Annotated in this window: 22 protein-coding genes; 9 read left to right on the forward strand and 13 right to left on the reverse strand. The window is 69.4% G+C overall.

Features of this window, described 5'->3' with window-relative positions; all coding sequences use genetic code 11:
* Positions 1-587 precede the first annotated feature (587 nt).
* Positions 588-1,358, reverse strand: coding sequence for an SDR family NAD(P)-dependent oxidoreductase (locus tag IEZ13_RS11335; protein WP_229794622.1), 771 nt, complete (start codon positions 1,356-1,358; stop codon positions 588-590).
* 41 nt (positions 1,359-1,399) lie between these two features.
* Positions 1,400-2,116, reverse strand: coding sequence for a S41 family peptidase (locus IEZ13_RS11340; protein WP_229794623.1), 717 nt, complete (start codon positions 2,114-2,116; stop codon positions 1,400-1,402).
* A 299-nt stretch (positions 2,117-2,415) separates the two neighbouring features.
* Between IEZ13_RS11340 and IEZ13_RS11345 the strand changes: the two genes are divergently transcribed.
* Both IEZ13_RS11345 and IEZ13_RS11350 read left to right on the forward strand, forming a co-directional pair.
* Positions 2,416-3,321 carry a GNAT family N-acetyltransferase gene (locus IEZ13_RS11345; protein ID WP_183221025.1) on the forward strand — a complete coding sequence of 302 codons (906 nt, stop codon included), beginning with the start codon at positions 2,416-2,418 and terminating at the stop codon, positions 3,319-3,321.
* Positions 3,322-3,344: 23 nt separating this feature from the next.
* Positions 3,345-4,151 (forward strand): class I SAM-dependent methyltransferase, encoded by an 807-nt coding sequence (locus tag IEZ13_RS11350; protein WP_203833792.1) that lies wholly within the window; start codon positions 3,345-3,347, stop codon positions 4,149-4,151.
* 65 nt (positions 4,152-4,216) lie between these two features.
* Here the strand turns inward: IEZ13_RS11350 and IEZ13_RS11355 are convergent, their stop codons facing one another.
* Together IEZ13_RS11355 and IEZ13_RS11360 are read right to left on the reverse strand one after the other, a co-directional pair.
* Positions 4,217-4,696: an RICIN domain-containing protein gene (locus IEZ13_RS11355; RefSeq protein ID WP_183221027.1), complete on the reverse strand. Its 480-nt coding sequence runs from the start codon at positions 4,694-4,696 to the stop codon at positions 4,217-4,219.
* Positions 4,697-4,899: 203 nt separating this feature from the next.
* A complete protein-coding gene (locus tag IEZ13_RS11360) occupies positions 4,900-5,379 on the reverse strand; it encodes an RICIN domain-containing protein (RefSeq protein WP_183221029.1) in 480 nt (159 codons plus the stop codon).
* A gap of 259 nt (positions 5,380-5,638) precedes the next feature.
* Here IEZ13_RS11360 and IEZ13_RS11365 point away from each other — a divergent pair, with 259 nt between their 5' ends.
* The 4 genes from IEZ13_RS11365 (at position 5,639) to IEZ13_RS11380 (ending at position 9,674) form a co-directional block, all read left to right on the forward strand.
* A complete protein-coding gene (locus tag IEZ13_RS11365) occupies positions 5,639-5,881 on the forward strand; it encodes a hypothetical protein (protein ID WP_229794624.1) in 243 nt (80 codons plus the stop codon).
* Between the two features lie 162 nt (positions 5,882-6,043).
* Complete coding sequence (locus tag IEZ13_RS11370) at positions 6,044-7,027, forward strand: RNA polymerase subunit sigma-70 (protein WP_183221030.1); 984 nt, start codon at positions 6,044-6,046, stop codon at positions 7,025-7,027.
* A 5-nt stretch (positions 7,028-7,032) separates the two neighbouring features.
* Positions 7,033-7,764 (forward strand): DUF6069 family protein, encoded by a 732-nt coding sequence (locus IEZ13_RS11375; RefSeq protein ID WP_183221032.1) that lies wholly within the window; start codon positions 7,033-7,035, stop codon positions 7,762-7,764.
* A 332-nt stretch (positions 7,765-8,096) separates the two neighbouring features.
* A complete protein-coding gene (locus IEZ13_RS11380; protein WP_183221034.1) occupies positions 8,097-9,674 on the forward strand; it encodes a methyl-accepting chemotaxis protein in 1,578 nt (525 codons plus the stop codon).
* A gap of 45 nt (positions 9,675-9,719) precedes the next feature.
* Here IEZ13_RS11380 and IEZ13_RS11385 read toward each other — a convergent pair whose 3' ends face one another.
* Genes IEZ13_RS11385 through IEZ13_RS11400 form a run of 4 tightly spaced genes read right to left on the reverse strand, consistent with a single transcriptional unit; the run spans position 9,720 to position 14,589 of the window.
* Entirely contained in the window at positions 9,720-11,174 is a 1,455-nt protein-coding gene (locus IEZ13_RS11385; RefSeq protein WP_183221037.1) for a class I adenylate-forming enzyme family protein, read from the reverse strand.
* Positions 11,171-12,151, reverse strand: coding sequence for an acyl-CoA dehydrogenase family protein (locus IEZ13_RS11390; RefSeq protein WP_183221039.1), 981 nt, complete (start codon positions 12,149-12,151; stop codon positions 11,171-11,173). Before IEZ13_RS11390 ends, IEZ13_RS11385 begins: the two co-directional genes overlap by 4 nt.
* Positions 12,148-13,305, reverse strand: a complete 1,158-nt coding sequence (locus tag IEZ13_RS11395; RefSeq protein WP_183221041.1) for an acyl-CoA dehydrogenase family protein — start codon at positions 13,303-13,305, stop codon at positions 12,148-12,150. Before IEZ13_RS11395 ends, IEZ13_RS11390 begins: the two co-directional genes overlap by 4 nt.
* Before the next feature lie 9 nt (positions 13,306-13,314).
* Complete coding sequence (locus IEZ13_RS11400) at positions 13,315-14,589, reverse strand: cytochrome P450 (protein ID WP_229794625.1); 1,275 nt, start codon at positions 14,587-14,589, stop codon at positions 13,315-13,317.
* A 222-nt stretch (positions 14,590-14,811) separates the two neighbouring features.
* Here IEZ13_RS11400 and IEZ13_RS11405 point away from each other — a divergent pair, with 222 nt between their 5' ends.
* Positions 14,812-15,570 (forward strand): ZIP family metal transporter, encoded by a 759-nt coding sequence (locus IEZ13_RS11405; protein WP_221245507.1) that lies wholly within the window; start codon positions 14,812-14,814, stop codon positions 15,568-15,570.
* Positions 15,571-15,714: 144 nt separating this feature from the next.
* Here IEZ13_RS11405 and IEZ13_RS11410 read toward each other — a convergent pair whose 3' ends face one another.
* On the reverse strand, positions 15,715-16,086 hold the full coding sequence (locus tag IEZ13_RS11410; RefSeq protein ID WP_183221045.1) for a hypothetical protein: 372 nt from the start codon (positions 16,084-16,086) through the stop codon (positions 15,715-15,717).
* Positions 16,087-16,419: 333 nt separating this feature from the next.
* On the opposite strand from IEZ13_RS11410, the gene IEZ13_RS11415 reads away from it, so the two are divergent.
* Positions 16,420-17,688, forward strand: coding sequence for a PP2C family protein-serine/threonine phosphatase (locus tag IEZ13_RS11415; protein ID WP_229794626.1), 1,269 nt, complete (start codon positions 16,420-16,422; stop codon positions 17,686-17,688).
* 264 nt (positions 17,689-17,952) lie between these two features.
* On the opposite strand, the gene IEZ13_RS11420 is transcribed toward IEZ13_RS11415, so the two are convergent.
* The 3 genes from IEZ13_RS11420 to IEZ13_RS11430 all read right to left on the reverse strand — a co-directional run bounded on the left by IEZ13_RS11420 (position 17,953) and on the right by IEZ13_RS11430 (position 19,426).
* Complete coding sequence (locus IEZ13_RS11420) at positions 17,953-18,321, reverse strand: hypothetical protein (RefSeq protein ID WP_183221047.1); 369 nt, start codon at positions 18,319-18,321, stop codon at positions 17,953-17,955.
* A complete protein-coding gene (locus tag IEZ13_RS11425; protein WP_229794627.1) occupies positions 18,318-19,028 on the reverse strand; it encodes a rod shape-determining protein in 711 nt (236 codons plus the stop codon). Before IEZ13_RS11425 ends, IEZ13_RS11420 begins: the two co-directional genes overlap by 4 nt.
* Positions 19,029-19,096: 68 nt before the next feature.
* Positions 19,097-19,426: a TraR/DksA family transcriptional regulator gene (locus IEZ13_RS11430; protein ID WP_183221049.1), complete on the reverse strand. Its 330-nt coding sequence runs from the start codon at positions 19,424-19,426 to the stop codon at positions 19,097-19,099.
* Between the two features lie 377 nt (positions 19,427-19,803).
* On the opposite strand from IEZ13_RS11430, the gene IEZ13_RS11435 reads away from it, so the two are divergent.
* Complete coding sequence (locus IEZ13_RS11435) at positions 19,804-20,223, forward strand: hypothetical protein (RefSeq protein ID WP_183221052.1); 420 nt, start codon at positions 19,804-19,806, stop codon at positions 20,221-20,223.
* Between the two features lie 59 nt (positions 20,224-20,282).
* Here IEZ13_RS11435 and IEZ13_RS11440 read toward each other — a convergent pair whose 3' ends face one another.
* Complete coding sequence (locus tag IEZ13_RS11440; protein ID WP_183221054.1) at positions 20,283-21,095, reverse strand: alpha/beta hydrolase; 813 nt, start codon at positions 21,093-21,095, stop codon at positions 20,283-20,285.
* Positions 21,096-21,160: the final 65 nt, after the last annotated feature.

Genomic DNA, 21,160 nt, shown 5'->3' on the forward strand with positions numbered 1-21,160 from the left:
TGCCAGACACCGGCGCAGCTGATGGCGGGGCGTGCGTGGCCACGCCGGGCGGCTGGTTACGGTTTTGCCTGCCAGGCATCCGGGTTGCCCGCCCTCAGCCGTTGCGCCGGTCACCCACTCGACGGCTTTCGTGCGCGCTCACTCCGAAACCCGACCGGCCAGAACTCCGTGTAAGCGAGGAACCCCGCTCACCGGCCCTCGTGGTAAATCGAGGCAGCCGGAACAGCACCTATCTACCACCCACCTCCACGCACTCACCACCATGGTCACGGTAAGTGACTCCCGACGGATCCACCGTGGCGCGACCGCCGTCAAGCGCCCCCACCCCCTGACGCGACCGGCGTGACGGCCGCGAGCAGCACCCCACATGCCTGGCAACCACAACCCCAACCACCCACCCAGCGCGACCGGCAGCACACGCGGAGGTATCGAACCGATCTCAGCCCGGCGGGCGCGCGGCACAGGCCGGAGCGGGCAGCAAGCACGCGCCGACCAGACGGGACGGGACAGAAGAGGCGGGACGACGTCACGCGTACCGGAAAGAAGAAGCCGGAAGCGAAACGCGGACCTCGACCACGAAAGGTCTCCTAGCGGCCGAGAACGGCTCCGCCGTTGAGGCCGATGATCTGGCCGGTGAGGTAGCCGGCGTCGACGGAGGCGATGTAGCGGACCGCAGCCGCTACATCGGATGGTGTCCCCGGCCGCCCGACCAGCGTGTCGGCGATCTTCGCGGCCACGAACTCGGGGGTGTCCTGCCCGCGGAAGATGCCGGTGTCCTGGATGTAGCCGGGGGCCAGGATGTTCACCGTGATGCCATCTGGGCCGAGCTGCCGGGCCAGCCCGAGAGCCCACCCGTGCAGGGCGGCCTTCGCCGCCGCATACGAGCCGGCCGAATGCGAACCCGCACCACCCCGCTGGGCTGCCGCCGAACTGATCATGATAAGCCGCCCACCCGGCCGGCTCAACCGGTACAGCAGCGCGTTCGTGAGCAGCACCGCGGTGATCAGGTTGATCTCCAGGTCGTGGCGCCAGGAGGCGGCCAGCGCGCCGAGACCCCTGTCTGCCGGCGGCGTGATGATCGCGCCCGCGTTGTTCACGAGCACGTCGACCGTGCCCAGCTCGGCGATCCGGTCCGCCGCATGCTGGACCTCGGACGGCTCGGTCAGATCCGCCCCGATCGGAATCACGGAAGTCGACCCGGCCGCCCGGTTCATCTCCTCGGCCGCCTGACGCAGCAGTTCCTCCCGCCGCCCGATGATGACCACCCGGTCCCCATCACTCGCGAACGCGCCGGCGATCGCCCGCCCGATCCCCGTCGCACCACCCGACACGACCACCAAACGAGAAGCATTGATCACGATGGCACCCTAGCCCGGGAACACGCCGCCGCTCAGGATGGTCAGCTGAGCGCGGATCGGGCCTCGGCGAGGACGGTGGGCGAGGTGCTGGTCGCCAGAACATGCTGGAGCGCCTGCCGGTAGGCCACGTCGAACGCCTCCGCGGCGGGCACCGGCACGTCCGGCTCGACGCCCACGCCCTCCCAGTTGCCGCCAGTGACCGGATTGATCGAACGGGCCACCGGCACCGTGATCTCGAAGGTAGGCGTGATCGGCAACACCTCCGTGGGATGGGCGCCTCCCCGCGTCGTCTCACCGATCAGAACCGCACGGCCCTGCGCCTTGAGGTTGTCGCAGATCTCCTCACCGCCGGAGAACGTGGTTCCGCTGGTCAACAGATACACCGGCCGGTCGAGATAGCGCTCGCCGGGGAGCCAGGAATGACTCCAGTATTGGCGTGTCCGGCCGGTCGCACCGCTGTAGACACTGTGGATGTGGGTCTCCCCGTCAGGGACGAAGTAACTGGTCCAGAAGGTGGCCCCGTCCGGAGCGCCACCGCGGTTCTTCCGCAGGTCGACGATCAAGGCGTGGGCCTGCGACACCAACTCCATCGCCGCGGCGATCGCACGCCCTCCGACGGCCGCGTCGGTCACCGACCGTAGATCCACCAGGCCGACGTTGCCGTCCAGCCGCTCCACCCGGGCGATGCCGTAGTTGGTGAGCCGCAACTGCTCACGCCACGCCGCCTCCAGCTCGGGCTCGGTGAGGGCCTCGCGCAATTCCTCCTCGCGTACCCGTACCCGAAGATGTTTTCCTTGCACACCTCGAACAACTCGGCGGTCAACCGCTCGCCGAGAGCGGCCTCGCCCAGCCCGTCATACTCGCCGGCCGCCAGCCGGCGGCGGATGCCCGCGGCCGCCTCCTGAGCCTTGTCGGGAGATGTAGTTGTCGCAGAGCAGTTCAACCGCTTGACCAACGAGATCCACTGACATTCGACAGACGATATCCAAGATTCCCGATTCCGTGGGGTCGGTGAAAACCCGATGGCGAAGTCGCTGCGATGTGGTTGGGTCGGCGCATGTCGATCACGATGCGGTTGGTCACGCCGGACTCGTTGGGTGAGGTCGTCGAGGCGGTAGCGGGATGGCAGCAGACCGGCGGGCCGGTCCAGCTTCATCCGGGCGACCTCGGGTGGAACTGGAGTCTGGGCGGGCCGGAGTTGGCCGAGGCCGTCCGGGTATGGACCCGGGACGAGCAGATCCTGGCCGTCGGCATGGTGGACGACGACACCGGCCTGATCCGCATGGGCATCGCACCGAGTGCCGGCGACGACGCCGCGTTCGCTGCCCGGATCCTGGCCGACCTGTCGGATCCAGGGCAGGGCGTGCCACCCGGGGCCGTCGAGGCTCGCTTCGGCGCCGCCTTTCGAGATCTCCTCCATCGCAACGGCTGGACGGCCGACGAACCGTGGACTCCGTTGTCCCGTGAGCTGACGGAACCGGTGGCGGACTACGGGCTCAGGGTCGAGGTCATCGACGCGTACCGCATTCGGGATCGGATCGTTCAGGATCGGGTCGCGGTGCAGCGGGCGATGTTCACCAACTCGAGGTTCACCCTGGAGCGCTGGCGCACGATGGCCGCGGCCCCGCCGTACCGCCGGGCCCGGTGCCTGGTCGGTTACGACGGCGGCGGCGATGCGGTCGCCACGGTGACGGTGTGGTCGGCAGGAGAAGGTCGACCGGGTCTCCTCGAACCACTGGGCGTTCATCGGGATCACCGCGGCCACGGGTACGGCCGTGCCATCACGATGGCCGCGGCCGCCGCATTGCGGGAGATGGGGTCGTCCAGCGCGACGGTGTGTACCCCGAGCAGCAACATCGGCGCCGTGGCCACGTACGTCTCGGCCGGCTTCCAGAGACTCCCGGACGTCACCGACTTCCGCCGCCCCGAGCTGACAGTCGCGGTGACATCGACGGGCGCGTAGTCGCCGGAGGTATCGTCGTCGAGGTGGAACTCGTCGGGGTTCAGAAAACCCTCAGCCCCGTCCTCAAAGCCAAGGCGCTGGACAACCGGCTGCCGGTCCCCATCCTCGGCGACGCGCACGCCGAGCGGGTGATGCGCCGTCTCGACCCCGGCTACGACAAGGGCAGATTCCGCGCCAGTCAGTTGGGCCTCGCCGCCGTGGTACGCGCCAAGGTCCTCGACGACTGGGCACGAGACTTCCTCGCCGATCATCGTGACGCGGTGGTGCTGAACCTGGGCTGCGGCCTCGACGCCCGGGTGTACCGGATCGATTCGCCGGCCACCGTGGAGTGGTATGACCTGGACTTTCCCTCAGTAATCGAGCTGCGGAGGCAACACCTGCCGCCGCGCGAGCACCGCACCTTGATCGGCTCGGACGTCACCGACCTCACCTGGCTGGAGAGGGTTCCGGGTGGTCGGCCGGTACTCGTGATCGCCGAGGGCCTGGTGCCCTACCTGACGGAGGCTGATGTCCGGCGGCTCCTGACCAGCGTCGTCGACGCCTTCCCAACCGGCCAGATGCTGTTCGACACGGTGTCGGTCTCGGCATGGCGCGCCTCGAGATGGGATCCGATCGGGCGTATGTACAACGCCCTGTTCCAGTGCGGTTTCGACGACCCGGCCGCGCTGGCCGATTGGCACCCGCGACTCCGATATGTCGACGAGGCACCCATGAACGACTCACCGGTCCTGATGGACAGGGCGCCCGCCACCACGCGTCGCCTGTATCGCCTACTAAATCTGATTCCGAGCTTCAGGCGGTCCAGCCGCATCCTGCGGTTCCGATTCTGAGCCATCGGAAGACACGGGCGATGTGCGGGTCCGCCCCGGCGGTCCAGCCGAACGGACTCGACCGTCTAGAGCCACTGTTGGCTGGCGCCGATGTGGCAGGACCACATGATCACGTTAGCGCCGTTGGCCGGGTTCCAGTCCTCAATGTCCAGGCATTTCTTGTTCAGCCCAGACACTATCGACCTGCCCGACCTATGCCACTGTTGGTTGGCGCCGCCGTGGCAGTCCCACATGATCACCTTCGCGCCGTTGATCCGGCTCCAGGCCGCAATGTCCAGGCATTTGTTGTTCAGCTGACTCCGTATCTGTTTTCCGACCATGTTCCACTGCTGGTTGGCGCCGCCGTGGCAGTCCCACATGACTACCTGTGCGCCGTTGTCCGGGTTCCAAGCCGAAACATCCAGGCATTTGTTGTTCAGCGCAGACCTTATTTCTACGGCGTCCGCCCTAGCCGCGGCCGGAGCTGCGGCAGTGCCGACGGCGAGTGCCGACACAAGAATCGCGAGTTTCGAAACGCATCGTCCCGAGCTTGCTGTTTTCGCCATGATGACTCCTTCAGCCAGTCGCCTTGCAAACTGCACCCAACAGCATGGGCAGAATTCGCAGAGGTCAACGGCCGCCGGGAGGACGGACATCGGTTCTCATCGGACCGGGCACGGTGTTGATGCCAGCAGCAACGCGCCGACAACGACACCTTACTATTCGGATACGCGAGCACCCATCGGCACGGGTTCCGGAACCAAACTTTCTAGAGCCACTGCTGGTTGGCGCCGCCGTGGCAGTCCCACATCTGCACCTTCGCGCCGTTGGCCGGGTTCCAGCCCTCAATGTCCAGGCACCTGTTGTTCAGTTCGCTCTTTATCAACCTTCCCGACCTCTGCCACCTTTGGTTGGCGCCGCCGTGGCAGTCCCACATCTGCACCTTCGCGCCGTTGCCCGAGTTCCAGCCCTCAATGTCCAGGCATCTGTTGTTCAGCTGACTCCGTATCTGGTTTCCGACCATGTTCCACTTCTGGTTGGCGCCGCCGTGGCAGTCCCACATCTGCACCTTCGCGCCGTTGCCTGGGTTCCAGTCCTTAATGTCCAGGCATCTGTTGTTCAGCGTGGACCTTATTTCTATGGTGTCCGCTACAGCCGCAGTCGGAGCCGCGGCAGTGCCGACGGCGAGGACCGACACAAGAATCGCGAGTTTCGAAACGCATCGTCCCAGACGTGCTGTTTTCGCCATGATTCCTCCTCAGTCATTTTCCTTGCAAACTGCACCCAACAGCATAGGCAGAATCTGCAGAGGTCAACGGCGATCGGGAGGATTTCCGAACAGGAAAAGGGCAGACGATTGTACGCGGGAAAGGTTGCCTAATCGGCGATCAGGCAATTAAAAGATTTCAACCCGACCCATGTCCCTCATGGCGGTGCGGGGCCACTGCGCGACGGGGCCGGGCTTGGGAATCACCGCGGCCGGTGTGGGCGAGGATTAGATTCGGCCGGTGAGTGACACATGGGATGAGCAGTTCGCCCCGTCCAGCGGGGCCCAGAACACCTTGCGGTGGGCGTACGAGATGGGCGCGACGACGCTCGGCGAGGCCTACGACATGCTTGAGCAACTCGAACTCAGCAATGACGTTCCGGAGGTGCTGGGCCACGACGACACCGTCGAGGGCGTGCGGGAAGAGCTCGAATTCGGCTTGGAGACCGTCGGGCCCGATACCTTGCTGACGACTCTGCTATGACGACGGCCCGTCCGCGGCTGACTTCACCGATCGGCGGCCGCGGATCTGGAAGAGCACGCGACCCGGTACGCCCGGGAGGCGTGAACCCGGCGCCGGTGATGAGTTCTGCCGCCCGTACCCGTCATATCTGCGACGGCACACGATGAGCGGAAGGATGACGTCATGAGTACGGACACGCGACCGGCGGACCTGGGTGAGATCGACGAGCCGGCGTTCTCGGGGCTGGCCGAGCGGCACCGGCGGGAGCTGCACGTGCACTGCTACCGGATGCTCGGATCGTTCGAGGACGCCGAGGACACCGTGCAGGAGACGTTCCTGCGGGCCTGGCGGCGGCGGGAGACGTTCCAGGGACGGTCGACGTTCCGGGCCTGGCTGTACCGGATCGCCACCAACGCCTGCCTGGACCTGCTCGCCAAGTGCCGGCCGGAGCCGGCGACCGGCGGTGAGGTGCTGTGGCTCCAGCCCTACCCGGACCGCCTGCTCGACGAACTGCCCGCCGGCGACACCGACGAGCCGGAGACCCTCGCCGTGGCGCGGGAGACTATCGAGCTGGCGTACCTGGTCGCCGTCCAGCACCTGGCGCCGCGCCCGCGGGCCGTGCTGATCTTGCGCGACGTGCTCGGCTGGCCGGCCAAGGATGTCGCGGAGCTGCTCGGCGACTCGGTCAACTCGGTGAACAGCGCGCTCCAGCGGGCCCGCGCCGGCATGCGCGAGCACCTGCCGGCCGAACGGCAGGACTGGACCGGCGGCGAGGACGATGCCGCCACCCGCGAGCTGGTTCGCCGCTTCACCGACGCCAGTGTGGCCACTGACATCCCGGCGCTGACCACGATGCTGCGCGACGACGTGCGCTTCTCGATGCCACCTACCCCGGGCCTGTACGTCGGCCGCGATGCGGTCCTGAACAACTGGATCGAGGGCGGCTTCGAGGGCATGACGGGCCTGCGCGCCGTCCCCACCGCCGTGAACCGGCAGCCCGCCATCGCCTGCTACCTCTGGAGTGAGCAGGAAAGTGCGTACCTGCCGCTGACGATCGACGTCCTGCGCATCACCGGCGGGGTCGTCACCGAGGTGTTCATTTTCCACAACGACCGGTTCCCGCGGCTCGGGCTGCCGGAGCGCCTGCCGGCGGACGGCACCGAGTAGCCCCGGTGCGGACACTCGCGCTGCGTGGCGGCGCGCGTGTGGTCGTGGTGCCAGCGGACTGGCCGGACGCGTTCGCCGTCGTCACCCGTGGACGGGTGCAGTTGGTGCTGCGCGACGGCGAACCCGGGCCGGTCCTGGAACGCGGCGCCGGGTTCTGGCTGCGCGGCACCGGCGTCCGCGCCCTGCGTAACCCCGGTCGTCGCACCGCGATCGTGCGCGTCGTGACACGGCGATCAGCTCACCCCGTACCCCGAAATCTTGTTCTTGGAGGTTTGGAGATGAACAGCACGATCAGGCTGGTCGGCATCGGACTGCTCGCCACGGTCGCGGCGGTGGTGGTCACCACCGCCGCGGCCGCGCTCGCCCTGGCCGCCGGTGTCGATTTCGAAATCCCCGACGGCGGCGAGGCGATCCCGCTGGCCGGGTTCGCCACGGTGACCGGCTTCTTCTCGATCGTGGGTGTGGTCATCGCGGCCGCCCTCCTGCGCTGGAGCACCCGTCCCGTCGAACGGTTCGTGTGGACGGCCGTGTCACTGACCGCGATCTCGTTGGTGCCGCCCCTGATCTCCGGAGCGGGCACCGCCACCGTCGTCACGCTCATGGGGCTGCATCTGATCCCGGCGGCGGTGATGATCCCCAGCCTGGCGCGGGCCTGCGCTCCCCGGTCAGGGGTCGCTCAACCGCGACCGGCCGAACGTGCCCGATCGAACAGGCCGGGGGTTCGGTTCCGTCGGTAGCATCCGCGCCTGTTTCGACCCCGCCGCACCATGGTCGAGTGCATGCTGGGAGGGGTCCTGCTGCCTTACGCCCACAGTCCGCCGAGCCGCAGCCAAATCTCCGGATCCCACCAGTCTCGGCGGTCTTGTCACGCATGCTGACAAGGTCAGACTCACCGTGTCGCGGCGCTAGGTGCGGCAGGATCCTCGGCGTATTCGCACCGAGGCGCCATCTCATTCTGCTCGCGGTCGCGGTGAGTGAAGTATCCAGCCGGCCTTGGGAATCATCGGCCCGCCCGGCCGGCGGCAGTCGAGGCGGTGTCTGCCGACCGGTCGGGCTTGAGGGAGTTTCGATGGCGTTGCGGATGACGGTCGGGCGCAAGTTGGCTGCTCTCGCGGCTACCGGGGCGGTGGTGGCCACGGCGATCAGTGTCACGACATTCGTCAACGTCGCCACCATCGAGTCGGCCAATGACCTACGCCGGGAGCTCAACGTCGCCAACGCTTCGGTGATCGACCTGGACAAGTTGCAGACCGAGGCCACTCAGGCCCAGCGGGACGCCATCCTGGTCACCGCCCCTGCGATGAAAAAGGTGGTCAGCAGCAAATGGGCCACCACCCAGCAGGACATCGACACCGACTGGAACACGATAGCCGCACTCGATCTGCCCGCCGATGTGCGCACGCGCCTGGACGCTCTCAAGACCGACTACACCGACTTCATCCAGGGCATCGACGCCGGACTCGACCAGTTGGCCGCCGGGAAGTCGTTGGCGTTCGCCCGGACCACCCTCCTAGCGGGGGAGAAAGATGCCGCCGCGATCGAGAAGGAAATCGACGAGACGCGCACCCTCCTCGACGCGAAGGTGCTCGAGGCGCGGGCCGGATCGGACGAGGCGAACCGCGACCTGAAAACACAGGCCCTGATCAGCCTCGGAGTGGGTTTGGTCGCGCTGGCCGTGATCGCGGTGCTCATCACCAGGTCGATCACTGGACCGCTGCGGCTGATGGTGGACGCCCTCGACCGGGTGGCGGGGCGGGACCTGACCACGACCGTCGCGGTCAAGAATCACGACGAGATCGGTGAGATGGCCGCCGGACTCGGCCGGGCCGTCCAGGCGATGCGTGAGGCCATCTCGACTGTCGGGGAGACGTCCCGCGCGCTCACCGGCGCCGCCGATGAGCTCAGCGCCGTCTCCGCCCAACTGGGCGACAACGCCGATGAGACCTCCGTGCAGGCCGGTGCGGTGTCGGTCGCCGCTGAGCAGGTGTCGACCAACGTGGACACCATGTCCGCCGCCACCGAGGAGATGACCGCCTCGATCCTGGAGATCTCCCGCAGCGCCTCGACGGCGGCCGAGGTAGCCACCGGTGCGGTGAACACCGCCCGGGAGGCGGCCGAGACGGTCCGGCGGCTGGACCAGGCGAGCGGGGAGATCGGCTCCATCCTCATGGTGATCAAGACGATCGCCGAGCAGACCAACCTGCTCGCCCTCAACGCCACCATCGAGGCGGCCCGGGCCGGCGAGATGGGTAAGGGCTTCGCGGTGGTCGCCAGCGAGGTCAAGGACCTGGCCCAGGAGACCGCCCGCGCGACCGAGGACATCTCCCAGAAGACCACCGCGATCCAGGCCAGCACCGGCGAGGTCACCGAGGCGATCGCCCGGATCGCCGGCGTGGTCGACCATGTCAACGAACTGCAGACCACGATCGCCGCCGCGGTCGAGCAACAGTCCGCCACCGCGTCGGAGATCAGCCGCAACGTCGGTCAGGTCGCGGCCGGCTCCAACGAGATCGCGCAGAACATCACCGGCGTCGCCTCTGCCGCCCAGTCCACCTCCCAGGGCGCCGGAACGACCCGTCAGTCGGCCGCCGGGCTCTCCGGCATGGCCGGGCGCGTGGATGAACTGCTGCGCACGTTCAAATACTGATGTCCACCTCGCGAGCAACGTCTTCCGCAGACCAGCGGCTAGTGGTCAGGACTGGCGGAACAGATCGCGTACGGCCTTGCGGTTGATTTTTCCGACGCTGGTGAGCGGGACCGCGTCGAGGACGGTGACCTCGCGCGGGTATTTGTATCTGGCCATCCGGTCGCGGGTGAAAGCGACGAGTTCCGCGCCGGTGGCCTGCTGGCCGGGCGCCAACTGGACGACGGCGACCACCTCCTCGCCGCTCTCCTCGTCCGGTCTACCGACGCAGGCCGCGACCTGCACGGCCGGATGTTCGAGCAGCACGTCCTCGACATCGCGGGGGTAGACGTTGAAGCCGCCGCGGATGATGAGGTCCTTCATCCGGTCGACGACGTAGAGGTAGCCGTCGTCGTCGAGCCGGCCGATGTCGCCGGTGTGCAGCCAGCCGTCCCGGATGGTCCGCGCGGTCAGGTCCGGGTCGTTCCAGTAGCCGAGCATCACGCCGGGGCCGCGGACGCAGATCTCGCCGTCGATGATCGCGACCTCGGCGTGCGGCAGCGGTTTGCCGACGCTGCCGGCACGATGCTCGGTGAGGCTCTCCGCCGACACGACGGCGCTGGTCTCGGTCAGGCCGTAGCCCTGCAGGACGGTCACGCCGAACGCCTTCTCGGCGGCGGCGCGGATGGCGGGCGGCAGGGTGGCACCGCCCGAGCCGAAGGACCGCAGCGACGACAGGTCGTAGTCGCCGTACGGCTGGGCGAGCAGCATCTGGAGCATCGTGGGCACGACCGGGCTGGACTCGAGGCGATGCTCGGCGACCAGTTCCAGCCAGCCGGCCGGGTCGAACCAGCGTTGCAGCACCGACACGAGCCGCCGTTCGGAGTGCAGGCCGCCGATGACGACGATCAGGCCGTACGCGTGCGACAGCGGCAACGGCAGCAGCGACCTGGTGGTGTTCGCCGACCGGGCCACCTTCTCGATGCCGCGGCCGTTCTCCCACAGGCCGCGGTGGCTGAGCATGACGCCTTTGGCTCGTCCGGTGGTGCCGCCGGTGTAGAGCAGTGCCGCGAGGTCGTCGTCGGCGCGCGGTTCGATCCCGGCGGGTTCCCCGGTTTCGAGGTCGGCGTAGTTGCCGCCGATGACGAACGTCGTGATGCCCAGCCCGTCGGCGGCCTTGCCGAACAGTCCGGCCAGCTCCGGGCTGATGATCGCCGCGGTGGCGCCCGAGTCGGTGAGGATGTGCCGCAGCTCCGGCTCGCTCTGCAGGAAGATCACCGGGGTCACCACCGCACCGGCCCGCCAGATCGCCCGGTAGGAGATGAACACCTCCGGCGTGTTCATCGTCATCACGACCACCCGGTCCCCCGGCCGCACCCCGTGCGCGCGCAGCCCGGCGGCCACCCGGGTGGACCGTTCGTGGATCTCCGTCGAGGTCAGCCACCGGCCTTCGAAGAACAGCGACTCGTAGTGGCCGAGACGCTGGTACGCCTGCTCCGCGAGAACGCCGAGGTGGTGACTCATCGCGCCGCCTCCCCCATCGCGAGCCGCGCGACCTCGTCGAAGGCCGCCACATCGTCACCGAGCAGGAACCGGTCGGTCTTGGCGCGCCGCCAGTACAGGTGGGCATCGTGTTCCCAGGTGTACCCGATACCGCCGTGCACCTGGATCACCGTCTCGGCCGCGAGTTCCAGGGTGGTCGCCGCGGCGGCCTTCGCGGCGGCCGAGGCCAGCGGCAGTTCGCCGGGTGCCCGGTCGGCGGCCCAGGCGGCCCACCAGACCAGCGACCGCAGCTGCTCCACCGCGACGTAGACGTCGACGAGCATGTGCTTGACGGCCTGGTAGGAGCCGATCGGGCGGCCGAACGTGTGCCGCTCCTTCGCATACTCGACGCCCATCTCCAACAGCCGGGCGGCGGCCCCCAGGCCTTCGGCCGCCAGGATGGTACGGCCGACGCGCTCCGCTTTCCGCCACAGTGGGCGCGCGTCGCGTACCAGATCGGTGGTCTCGCCCAGGGTGACGTCACCGAGACCGCGAGTCGCGTCGATCGGCCGGCGTGCCATCACCTCGCCCGGCCCGCAGACCAGCGTGCCGTCACGCAGCGTGAGGAAGGTGTCGGAGCCGATCGCGTCCAGAACCGGGCTTGCGTCGTCGATGACCGCGACGGCCAGGCTGCCGTCGGCGAGTCCGGCAAGCCGGTCCGGAAAACCTTCGAGGAGTACGGCGGCGCGCGCGAAGTTCACCAGGGACGGACCCGCGAGGACCCGTCCGGCCTGCTCGGCGACCACGGCGAGCTGGAGGACGGTGCCGCCTCCCCCACCGTGGCTCTCCGGGATGGTGATCGTCGCGTAACCGCTTTTGATCAGCTCGGCACGGCCCGGCCGCACACCGGCGCCCTCGTCGAGCGCGGCCCGGGCGGCCGCCGGGGAGGCCGAGCCGGACAGGAAGTCACGGGCGCCGCCGGCGAGGTCGAGGTGCTCCTGATCCAGATCGAAGTTCATCCGATGCTCTCCCTGAACGTGACGCCCTTGTCCGCACGAGGTTCCGCGGGCAGGCCGAGGACCCGCTCGCCGATGATGTTGCGCAGCACCTGGTCGCTGCCGCCGGCGATGGCCATGCCGGGCAGCAGCGCCTGCATGTCCTGCCACTCGGCGCCACCGGTCGCCGCGTCCGGGCCGAGCACGCGTACGGCGAGGTCGGTCAGGTCCCGCGCCGATCGGGTGCCGCTGAGCTTGCCCGCCGACGCCTCCGGGCCGGGCAGTTCACCACGGCTCAGCTTCGACAACTGCCGGTAGCCGGTGTAGCGGGCGCCGAGCGCGGCCACGTACCCCCGGCCCAGCTCCTGACGGGCCAGCACCTGCCGGTCCTCGGGGAGCGCGCCGATGTGCGCGGCGACGTGCCGGGCCACCGCCTCCGGTTTCGGGCCGATCGACGTGCCACCGCCGCCGAGCGACAGCCGCTCGCTCATCAGCGTCGTCAGCGCCACCCGCCAGCCGTCGCCGACGTCGCCGAGGCGCTCGTCGTCGGGGATCCGCACGTCGTCGAAGAACACCTCGTTGAAATGGGAGTCGCCGTTCATCTGCCGCAGCGGCCGGACCGTGACACCGGGTGCCTTCATGTCGACCACGAACATCGTGAGGCCGCGGTGTTTCGGCACGTCCGGGTCGGTACGCGTGAGCAGGATCCCGAAGTCGGCCAGGTGGGCGAGCGTCGTCCACACCTTCTGCCCGCTGACCCGCCAGCCGTCGCCGTCCCGGACCGCCCGCGTGCGCAGGGCGGCCAGGTCGCTGCCGGCCGACGGTTCGCTGAACAGCTGACACCACAGGTCGTCGGCCCGTAGCAGCCGTTTGAGGTAGCGCTGCCGTTGCCGCTCGCTGCCGTGCACGATCACGGTGGGGCCGCACATGCCGATCCCGATCAGGTTGATCAGCGGGGGCAGGCCGCGCCGGGCCGTCTCCTGGTCGACGATCGCCTGCTGCATCGGTGTGCCGCCACGACCGCCGGCCTCGACCGGCCAGGTGACACCGACGAACCCGGCGTCGTACAGGGTGGCCTGCCAGGCCCGCGGCTGCTCCGGCACGGGCGGGTGCCGCTCCAGGAAGGCACGCACCTCCGCCCGCCAGGCCGCCTCGTCGGGGGTGTCGTCGAAATCCATCCTCGTCCCTCAGTTCCTGATCAGGGTGATCGGCTGGCCGTCCTTCGGGAACGGCAGCGCATGGTGGTCCAGCGGCGCCACATAATCGGGGTCCACGTTCCAGTGGTACCCGCCCAGCAGCCGGTGCAGGATCGCCTTCACCTCGAGGCCACCGAAGTGCATGCCGATGCATTTGTGGACGCCGCCGCCGAACGGCATCCAGGCGAACCGGTGCGACCGGTCCTCCCGGCGATCCGGGCCGAATCGTTCCGGGTCGAAAACGGTGGGATCGGCCCAGTACTCCGGCATCAGATGGGTGAACTGGATGCCGAGCGAGCAGAACGTGTCGGCCGGGATGCGCACCCCCTGCACGACGGTGTCCTTGACCGTGTAGCGGACCAGCACCGGAACCGGCGCCCGCAGCCGCAGCGCCTCCCGCATGACCAGGTCGACCGAGACGAGCGAGTCCAGTCCGGCCCGGTCCGGGGCCGGCCCGAGCGCCAGCGCCTCGGCCCGGCAGCGTTCCTGCCAGTCAGGGTGCTGGCCGAGGTATTGCAGGATCGCCGTGGTGGTGATGGTGGATGTGTCGTGCGCCGCCATCATCAGGAAGATCATGTGGTTGATGACGTCGTCGTCGCTGAACCGGTCGCCGTCCTCGGTCTCGATGTGGCAGAGCACCGAGAAGATGTCGTCACTGACCGTGGCCCGTTTCGCCGGCAGGTAGCCGCGCAGGAACCGCTCCAGCTTCCGCCGCCCTCGGTAGGCGCGTCCCCAGCGGGTCATCGGCACGTCCGCCCGGACGATGCCGGCGGCGGCCTGCACACAGGCGATGAACGCCCGGTTGATCCGGTCCATCTCGTCCCGGCCGGCGCCGCCCACCCCGCCCATGAACAGGTCGGCGGCGATGTCCAGGGTGAGCTGCTTGAGCCGCCAGTACGCCGGCACCTCCGTACCGGTCTCCCAGCCCGCCAGGGCGCGTTCGACGGCCGGATGCAGGCGGCGGGTGTAGCCGTCCAGCCGCTGCGGGGTGAACGCCTCCTGCATGATCCGCCGGTGACCGTGGTGGTCGTCGAAGTCGATGAGCATGAGGCCGCGGCGGAAGAACGGCCCGACCAGCTGCGACCAGGCCGGCCCGTTGGCGAACGCCTTGTCCCGGTTCTGCAGCGCCTCGCCGCAGGCGTCCGGCCCGAGCAGCATCGCCGTCGTCTTCCCGAACATGTACGACGGCGCGACCGGCCCGTAGTGCTCCCAGTGACGTTGGTAGAGCGCGACCGGATCCCGCTGGTATTTGAAGAGATTGCCCACCCAGGGCAGACCTCGATCCTCGCCTCGAAGGCGCGGAAGGGGGCGCGGGTCAACCTGTTCCCGAGTCTCGGCCGCCATTGGCTCTCACCTCGAAGAGTCGCATCCTCGTATCGGCCAGCGTGATTCTCCGAGGGAGCCCCTGTCAATGTCCGCGGCGCCCGCCCGCGTGAGCGATCGCCGCACCGCCGCTGTTGATCATGGTTCAACTCGTACGCTCGCTGCATGGTGCCCATGTGGTTGCAGGCCGGATTCTGGGGGCTGTTCGCGGGGTCGGCGCTGCTGCTCGGCGCGGCGATCGGCTACCTGGCCAAGGTGCCCCGCCGGCTGCTGGCGTCGGTGATGGCGTTCGGCGCCGGCGTGCTGCTGTCGACCGTAGCCTTCGAGTTGATCGACGAGGCCTACAAGCAGGGCGGCATGCGGCCCACCACCATCGGCGCCGCGGCCGGCGCACTGATCTACACCGGCTGCAACATCCTGCTCGCCCGGCGCGGCGCCCGCCACCGCAAACGCTCCGGAGATCAACAACCTTCAGAGCAGGAACAGGACGGATCGGGTACGGCCATCGCGCTCGGCGCGTTGCTCGACGGCGTCCCGGAGTCCATCGTCATCGGGACGAGCCTGCTCAGCGGCGGTACGGTGGGGGCGGTGACGGTCGCCGCGGTGTTCATCAGCAACGTCCCCGAGGGCCTGTCCAGCGCCGCCGGCATGCGCGCCGCGGGCCGAAGCCGCCTGTACGTGTTCGGCCTGTGGACCGGCATCGCCGTGATCAGCGGCCTGGCCGCGCTCGCGGGCTACACCGTCCTCGGTGACGCCTCCGACGCCCTGATGGCGTCCATCATCGCCCTGGCCGGCGGCGCGATCCTGTCGATGGTCGCCGACACTATGATCCCGGAGGCCTTCGAGAACGCCCACCTGCTGGTCGGCCTGATCACCGTGGCCGGCTTCCTGCTGGCCTACGGCGTCTCCCAACTGGAACCCTGACCCCGCAACCAGTTCCAAGGTGCGGCGGCGGGCCGCCGAGCATGCGGCGGCCGTACGCCGCATGCTCGGCTACGGCACCTACCTATGGCGGGCACCCGCGACTCCTGCGCCACTCATTCTCGCCGACGGCGCCGCCAACCGTGATCAAAGGTCGAGCCGGCGCTCGACCGCGCGCAGTTGGTGGCGGGCCATGGCCAGGTTCGACCGGTCCTTGTTCAGGACCAGATAAAGGAACAGGCCCTTGCCGGATCGGCTGCTCAAGGGTCGGATCAGGTGATACTGGGTATCCAGCGTGATCAGAATGTCCTCGACCTTTTCCATGAGGTTGAGCATCTCCATCGCGCGCAGCTTCGCGCGCACCACGTCTGTGTTGCCGGCAGCAGCGACCGTCAGGTCGAGATCCTTGCCGCCTCCGACGGTACCCAGCGCCATGCCGCTGGTGTGATCGACGAGTGCCGCCCCAATGGACCCTTCGATCTGCATGACGTCCTTGAGCGCCACGTCCATTTCTGCCATGTCCAACTCCTCGGAGCTCGGGTGTGGTGATGCACCGAGGATGGCCGCGGCAGGCGGAAGTCGATCGCACATGCTGTCCGGCGCACTCTGACCGATAGATGGGAGTCTTCAATCAGTGGAGTTCGACTTGAAGACTTTCGCAACTGCGCAAGTCGACAAGCACGGAAGGTCATTCAAACCCCGGCGCGGTGACGGTGCGCAGTACGGTCCGGTGTAGTCGGCATGATCCGGTGCGGGAGCGCCATCTATCGGCTCCACCCGGCAGTGGATCATCACGAGGTCAGCGCGACCTATTCGTCCCGGGTGGGCGGATGATGCCGGTAGGGTCCGGGTGTGTCGAGTGCACGAGGATCCGGCGGAGCGGAGGCGCTACGGCGGATGCTGCGTGAGGCGCATCAGGCCCGGCCCGAGGATCTTCCGGGGATGGCGATGCGGGCCGCCGCACTGCTCGGGGCGACCGCCATCGTGATCTACCTGGTCGACCATCAGCAGCGGGTGCTGACTCCGCTGCTGCACGGCTCGGCGCCGCACCGCACCCCGATCGACGTGGACGGGACCCTGCCCGGCCGGGCGTTCACGCTGGTCACGCCGTTCGCGGGCGGGGACTGTCCGGAGGGCGGGCGGTGGTGGCTGCCGCTGCTGGACGGCACCGAGCGGCTGGGGGTGATCGAGGTGGTGACCGGCGGCGCGCCGGGCGACGACGCGCCCGACGAGTACGTGTCGGTGGCGTCGCTACTGGGTGAACTGGTGGTGACGCGCGGCGCGTACGGCGACGGTATCGAAGTCGTCCGCCGCCGGGAGCCGATGCGACTGGGCGCGGAGATGTTGCGGGCACAGCTGCCGCCGCTCACGTTCTCCACCGGGCACGTGGTGATCAGCGGGATGCTGGAGCCGTGCTACGACGTCGGCGGGGACGCGTTCGACTATGCCGTCAACGGCGACACCGTTCACCTGGCGCTGTTCGACGCCGTAGGGCACGGATCGAGTTCCGGCTTGCGTGCGGTGACACTGGCGTCGGCCGCGCTGGCCGCCTACCGCAACGCCCGCCGCGGTGGGCTGGACCTGACGGCGACCTACCACCACATCGACGCCGGGGTCGCCGCCCTCGAACGGCCGGGTCTGATCACCGCGGTCCTGGCCGAGCTGGATCAGCGTAACGGCATGCTCCGGGTGATCTCGGCGGGGCATCCGGGCGGCCTGATCGTACGGGGCGGCAGTGTCGTTCGGATGCTGCCCACGCCGACCGCGCTGCCGGTGCCGCTCGGCCACCGGCGAGCGCCCGTCGTCGCGGCGGAATGCCTGGAGCCCGGCGACCGGCTGCTGCTCTACACCGACGGCATCATCGAGGCGCGTTCCCGCGACGGGGAGGAGTTCGGGCTCGACCGGTTGACCGACTTCACGGTCCGGGCCACGGCCGACGGGCTGGCAGCGCCGGAGACGGCCCGCCGGTTGGTGCACGCGATCCTGGAGCATCAGCACGGCGTGCTGCAGGACGACGCCACCTTGCTGCTGGTCGAGTACCGGGGCCCGGCACACACCCCGCCGGAGCCGTTCACTACGCCGGCCAGCGATCCGCTGGACTCACCGGGAAGCGCCGATTAGCAGCCGCCAGCCGAGTTGGCCGTCGAGATTGCGTCCGCACTCCGCGCGCCCGGCGGGGGTAGATCGGTTGGATACCCCCGCGTGTGCTGCCGCTGGCGCTGGGTGGGTGGTTGCGATGGTGCTTGCCAGGCACTCGGGGCGTGGCTCCCGGCCGTCCGTTCTCGTCGAGCCATCCGCAGCATCGATGTAAATCTTGAGCGATTGTCGCTGACGGCGCGATCTTGAGCGATCGCGGCCATCCGGATGTATCCGATCACCCAGGATCTACCAGTGAGAATGGAAGAAGGAGCTGGAAGCGAGACGCGGACCTGGACCACGAGAGATCTCCAGCTCCGCCCAGATGACGCCGCCGGGGCCGGTGGAGTAGGCGCCGCAGGCCCAGCAGGGTGTGGGCGGGCTCGGCGGTGAGCCGTCGACGACCGTCCGGGTCACGAGTTCGATGAGCAGGCTGTTGTCGCGGCGGCTCACGATCAGCTCGCCCTCGCCGCCGGCGTGGTCGACGAGCGCGGCGATCACCGTGAGGGCCTCGTCGATATGTTCGCTGCCGAGCTGGCCGTCGAGATGCGCCCGGGCCGACGCCCGCAGGCCGGCCAGGTCCGTGCCGGCGCAGAACGACAGCCAGAGGGTGGTCAAGCGAACCCGGGATGGCGCAGGGCGGACATGGCGGCCCGGCCGGCGCCGTCGAGCGCGGCGGTGCGGGGGTCGGCGGTGCGGTGCACGCGCACGTCCAGGGCGGTGGCCAGCGCCTCCGGCAGGCCGGGGTGCAGGGCGCCGTCGCCGGTCAGCAGGATGCCGCGGGCGGTGGCCTCGTCCAGGGCTTCGGCGTGGTCGGTGGCGCGCAGGTTCGCGACGTGCTGGGCGACGATGTCGGTGAGCAGCCCGGTCGCGCCGTCGCGGATACCGTAGTCGGCCCGCTGGGCGGCGGTGACCCGGCCGTGTTCGAGCAGGGCGGTCTCGGTGAGCTGGGCGCCGATGTCGACGACCAGCAGGTTTCCGGCGGTCGCGCCGGATCCGATGGCCGCGGCGCGGACCGTGTCGATGAACAGTGTCCGGCGGGGTGCGAAAGCGCCGTCGATCACGCGGCGCATCAGTTCCTGGTCGGCTTCGGTGGCCAGCACCGGCCGGCAGGCCACGACGACGTCGGCGACCGGCGCCGGCCGCGGGAAGCGGTTGACGAGCCGGGTCAGCAGGGCGACGCAGCCGTCGACGTCGGTGACACGGCCACGCCGGACCAGCGCGCCGACGCCGGTGGGGGCGCTGACGACGCCTCGGCCGGTGGCCCACACCGAGGCGGTGCTGCTGCCCAGGTCGACGGCGAGCGCTACCGGTGAGATGGTCAAGGCGGATCCTTTCCGGGGAATGACGACGGCGGAGGCTGCCGCACCGGGTGGCGCGGCAGCCGGTCGGCTCAGCCGTGGTGTTTCTGCTGGCAGGGCACGCAGAACCGGGCGTGTGGCAGCACTTCCAGGCGCTCGGCCGGGATCGGGGTCGAACAGCGGTCGCAGCTGCCGTAGGTACCCTCCGCGATGCGCCTCAGCGCGCTGGTGATCTGGTCGAGGCTCTGCCGGGTGGCCGCCAGCATCGCCGCCCGGTCGTGGGCCTGCGCCGGGTCGCCGGTGTCGGCGTTGATCTCGGTGAGGTCCTTGAGCCGTGCCGTCTGGACGGCGAACTCCTCACTCAGCCACGATCGTACGGTGCTGAGCCGGTCCTGGCCGGGACGTTCGATCTGGAGACTCATGGTCGCTCCTGTTCGGTGAATGAGCCGGAAAAAGAAAAAGGGCCGAAGCTGATGAGCTTCGCCCTGGCGGCGGATCGAGGATGCGGATCCGCCGGTGGGCCACGGCCGGCGGTCACCGGGCGCGGCAGCCCGTTGGTAGCCGTCGTGGCCATCGGCCGGTGGACAGCACGAACGGCCGCCACCACGGTGGCGGCGAGCGGACGCACTGTCGCTGCCGGCATCCGACCACCATAGGTGGATCTTGACGGAGAAGCCAACGGTATGGCGGATGCCGGTGTCCCGGGCCGCCGCGATAGAGCTTCGCGGTGGCACTGGGAGGACTACTGTCGTTGGATCGCCGGACCGCGTCCGTGTACCCCGAGTCGGGCTGCAAGGACGTGACGGACAGTCCGGCGGCGCTGGCGGCGCTCGGTAAGGCGCGACGGGTCGACGCGCTGGCCCGGGGCCGGCACGGCCGGGACGCGGTGGTCATCGCCGTCGCCGACGGCCGGGTCATCGTGGTCGCGGTCGGGTTCTTCTCCGACATGGGGCACGCCGCGCGGCAGACCAGTCCGGTCCGGCTCGATCTGCCGGTCGAGGCCGTCCGGTTCCGCGCCGTCCCGACCGTGGTGCTGGAGAGTTCCACCGGGCGTTTCGACATCTCGGACGTAGGCGAGCGGGCGCTCGCCGGGCTGTCCCGGGCGTTCGACCTCCCGCATGGCGAAACGCACCCAGTCCCGGCGCGCGTCGGCCCGGCAGGCCGCCGGTACGGCCGCGGGCCTGCTGCTCGCGGCGAGCCGCACCCTGGACGGCGGTGACGTGCTGCCACCGGCCGACCGGCGGCGCGAGGACACGTACAGGGTGGTCCGGGACGCTCTCACCCAGGCGAAACGGCTGCTGTGAGGGCCGCGACGGCGTCGAGCAGTTGGGGGCCGTCCAGCAGGACGCGGTCGTTGTGGTCGGCGCCGTCGACCACGGCCAGGTGGGTCAGGTTGGCGGCGGCCTCGGCCACGGCCCGGCTCTGCTCCGGCGGCACCACCTGGTCGGCGGTGCCGTAGACGATCGCGGTCGGGGCGGTCACCCGCGGGATCAGCGACGCCACCGGGAAACGGTCGCGCAGCAGCAGGCCGACCGGCAGGAACGGGTAGTGGGCGCTCCCGGCGGCGGCCAGGTCGGTGAACGGGGAACGCAGCAGCAGCCCGGCCGGTGGATGACGGATCGCCAGGGCGGTGGCCACCGCCGCACCGAGGCTCTCTCCGTAGTAGATGATCGGGTGACCGATCTCGGTCAGGTAGGCGTGCGCGGCGTCGGCGTCCATGGCCAGGCCGGACTCCGACGGGCTGCCCGGGTTGCCGCCGTAGCCGCGGTAGTCGAGCAGCAGCACGGTCAGGCCCCGGGCGGTCAGGGCGGCGGCCAGCGGCACCCGGCCCGCCCGGTTGGCCCCGTTCCCCGGTGTGACCAGCACGGAAACGGCTCGCTCCGGCGTACCGGGAAGGGGTTGGAAAAGCCATGCGGTGAGCCGCAGCCCGTCCGCGGTGCGCAAGGTGACCTCGCGCGCGCCCGCCGCGATCGGCGGCTGCGCGCGGTCCGGGAAGTAGATCATCCTGCGCTGCGCGGCCCACGCGATGATCAGGATCAAACCCAGACAGAGGAGTACGCCCAGCGCACCGCGCATCACCATCCGGCCCATCCTGCCAGTGTGCGCCCGGTCATCCGTCACCGGCGATGATGTGAGCGCGCGGCCGCGGCCACCCA

Origin of the sequence: Actinoplanes campanulatus, from assembly GCF_014647795.1 — a bacterium.
Classification (GTDB): Bacteria; Actinomycetota; Actinomycetes; order Mycobacteriales; family Micromonosporaceae; genus Actinoplanes; species Actinoplanes campanulatus.

What these genes read in the sequence shown, in the direction of transcription:
- IEZ13_RS11395 (WP_183221041.1), bottom strand. Translation starts at nt 13,305, where the DNA reads ATGGATTTCGACGACACCCCCGACGAGGCGGCCTGGCGGGCGGAGGTG.
- IEZ13_RS11390 (WP_183221039.1), bottom strand. Translation starts at nt 12,151, where the DNA reads ATGAACTTCGATCTGGATCAGGAGCACCTCGACCTCGCCGGCGGCGCC.
- IEZ13_RS11440 (WP_183221054.1), bottom strand. Translation starts at nt 21,095, where the DNA reads ATGGGCCGGATGGTGATGCGCGGTGCGCTGGGCGTACTCCTCTGTCTG.
- IEZ13_RS11385 (WP_183221037.1), bottom strand. Translation starts at nt 11,174, where the DNA reads ATGAGTCACCACCTCGGCGTTCTCGCGGAGCAGGCGTACCAGCGTCTC.
- IEZ13_RS11380 (WP_183221034.1), top strand. Translation starts at nt 8,097, where the DNA reads ATGGCGTTGCGGATGACGGTCGGGCGCAAGTTGGCTGCTCTCGCGGCT.
- IEZ13_RS11430 (WP_183221049.1), bottom strand. Translation starts at nt 19,426, where the DNA reads ATGAGTCTCCAGATCGAACGTCCCGGCCAGGACCGGCTCAGCACCGTA.
- IEZ13_RS11405 (WP_221245507.1), top strand. Translation starts at nt 14,812, where the DNA reads ATGGTGCCCATGTGGTTGCAGGCCGGATTCTGGGGGCTGTTCGCGGGG.
- IEZ13_RS11410 (WP_183221045.1), bottom strand. Translation starts at nt 16,086, where the DNA reads ATGGCAGAAATGGACGTGGCGCTCAAGGACGTCATGCAGATCGAAGGG.
- IEZ13_RS11370 (WP_183221030.1), top strand. Translation starts at nt 6,044, where the DNA reads ATGAGTACGGACACGCGACCGGCGGACCTGGGTGAGATCGACGAGCCG.
- IEZ13_RS11360 (WP_183221029.1), bottom strand. Translation starts at nt 5,379, where the DNA reads ATGGCGAAAACAGCACGTCTGGGACGATGCGTTTCGAAACTCGCGATT.
- IEZ13_RS11345 (WP_183221025.1), top strand. Translation starts at nt 2,416, where the DNA reads ATGTCGATCACGATGCGGTTGGTCACGCCGGACTCGTTGGGTGAGGTC.
- IEZ13_RS11355 (WP_183221027.1), bottom strand. Translation starts at nt 4,696, where the DNA reads ATGGCGAAAACAGCAAGCTCGGGACGATGCGTTTCGAAACTCGCGATT.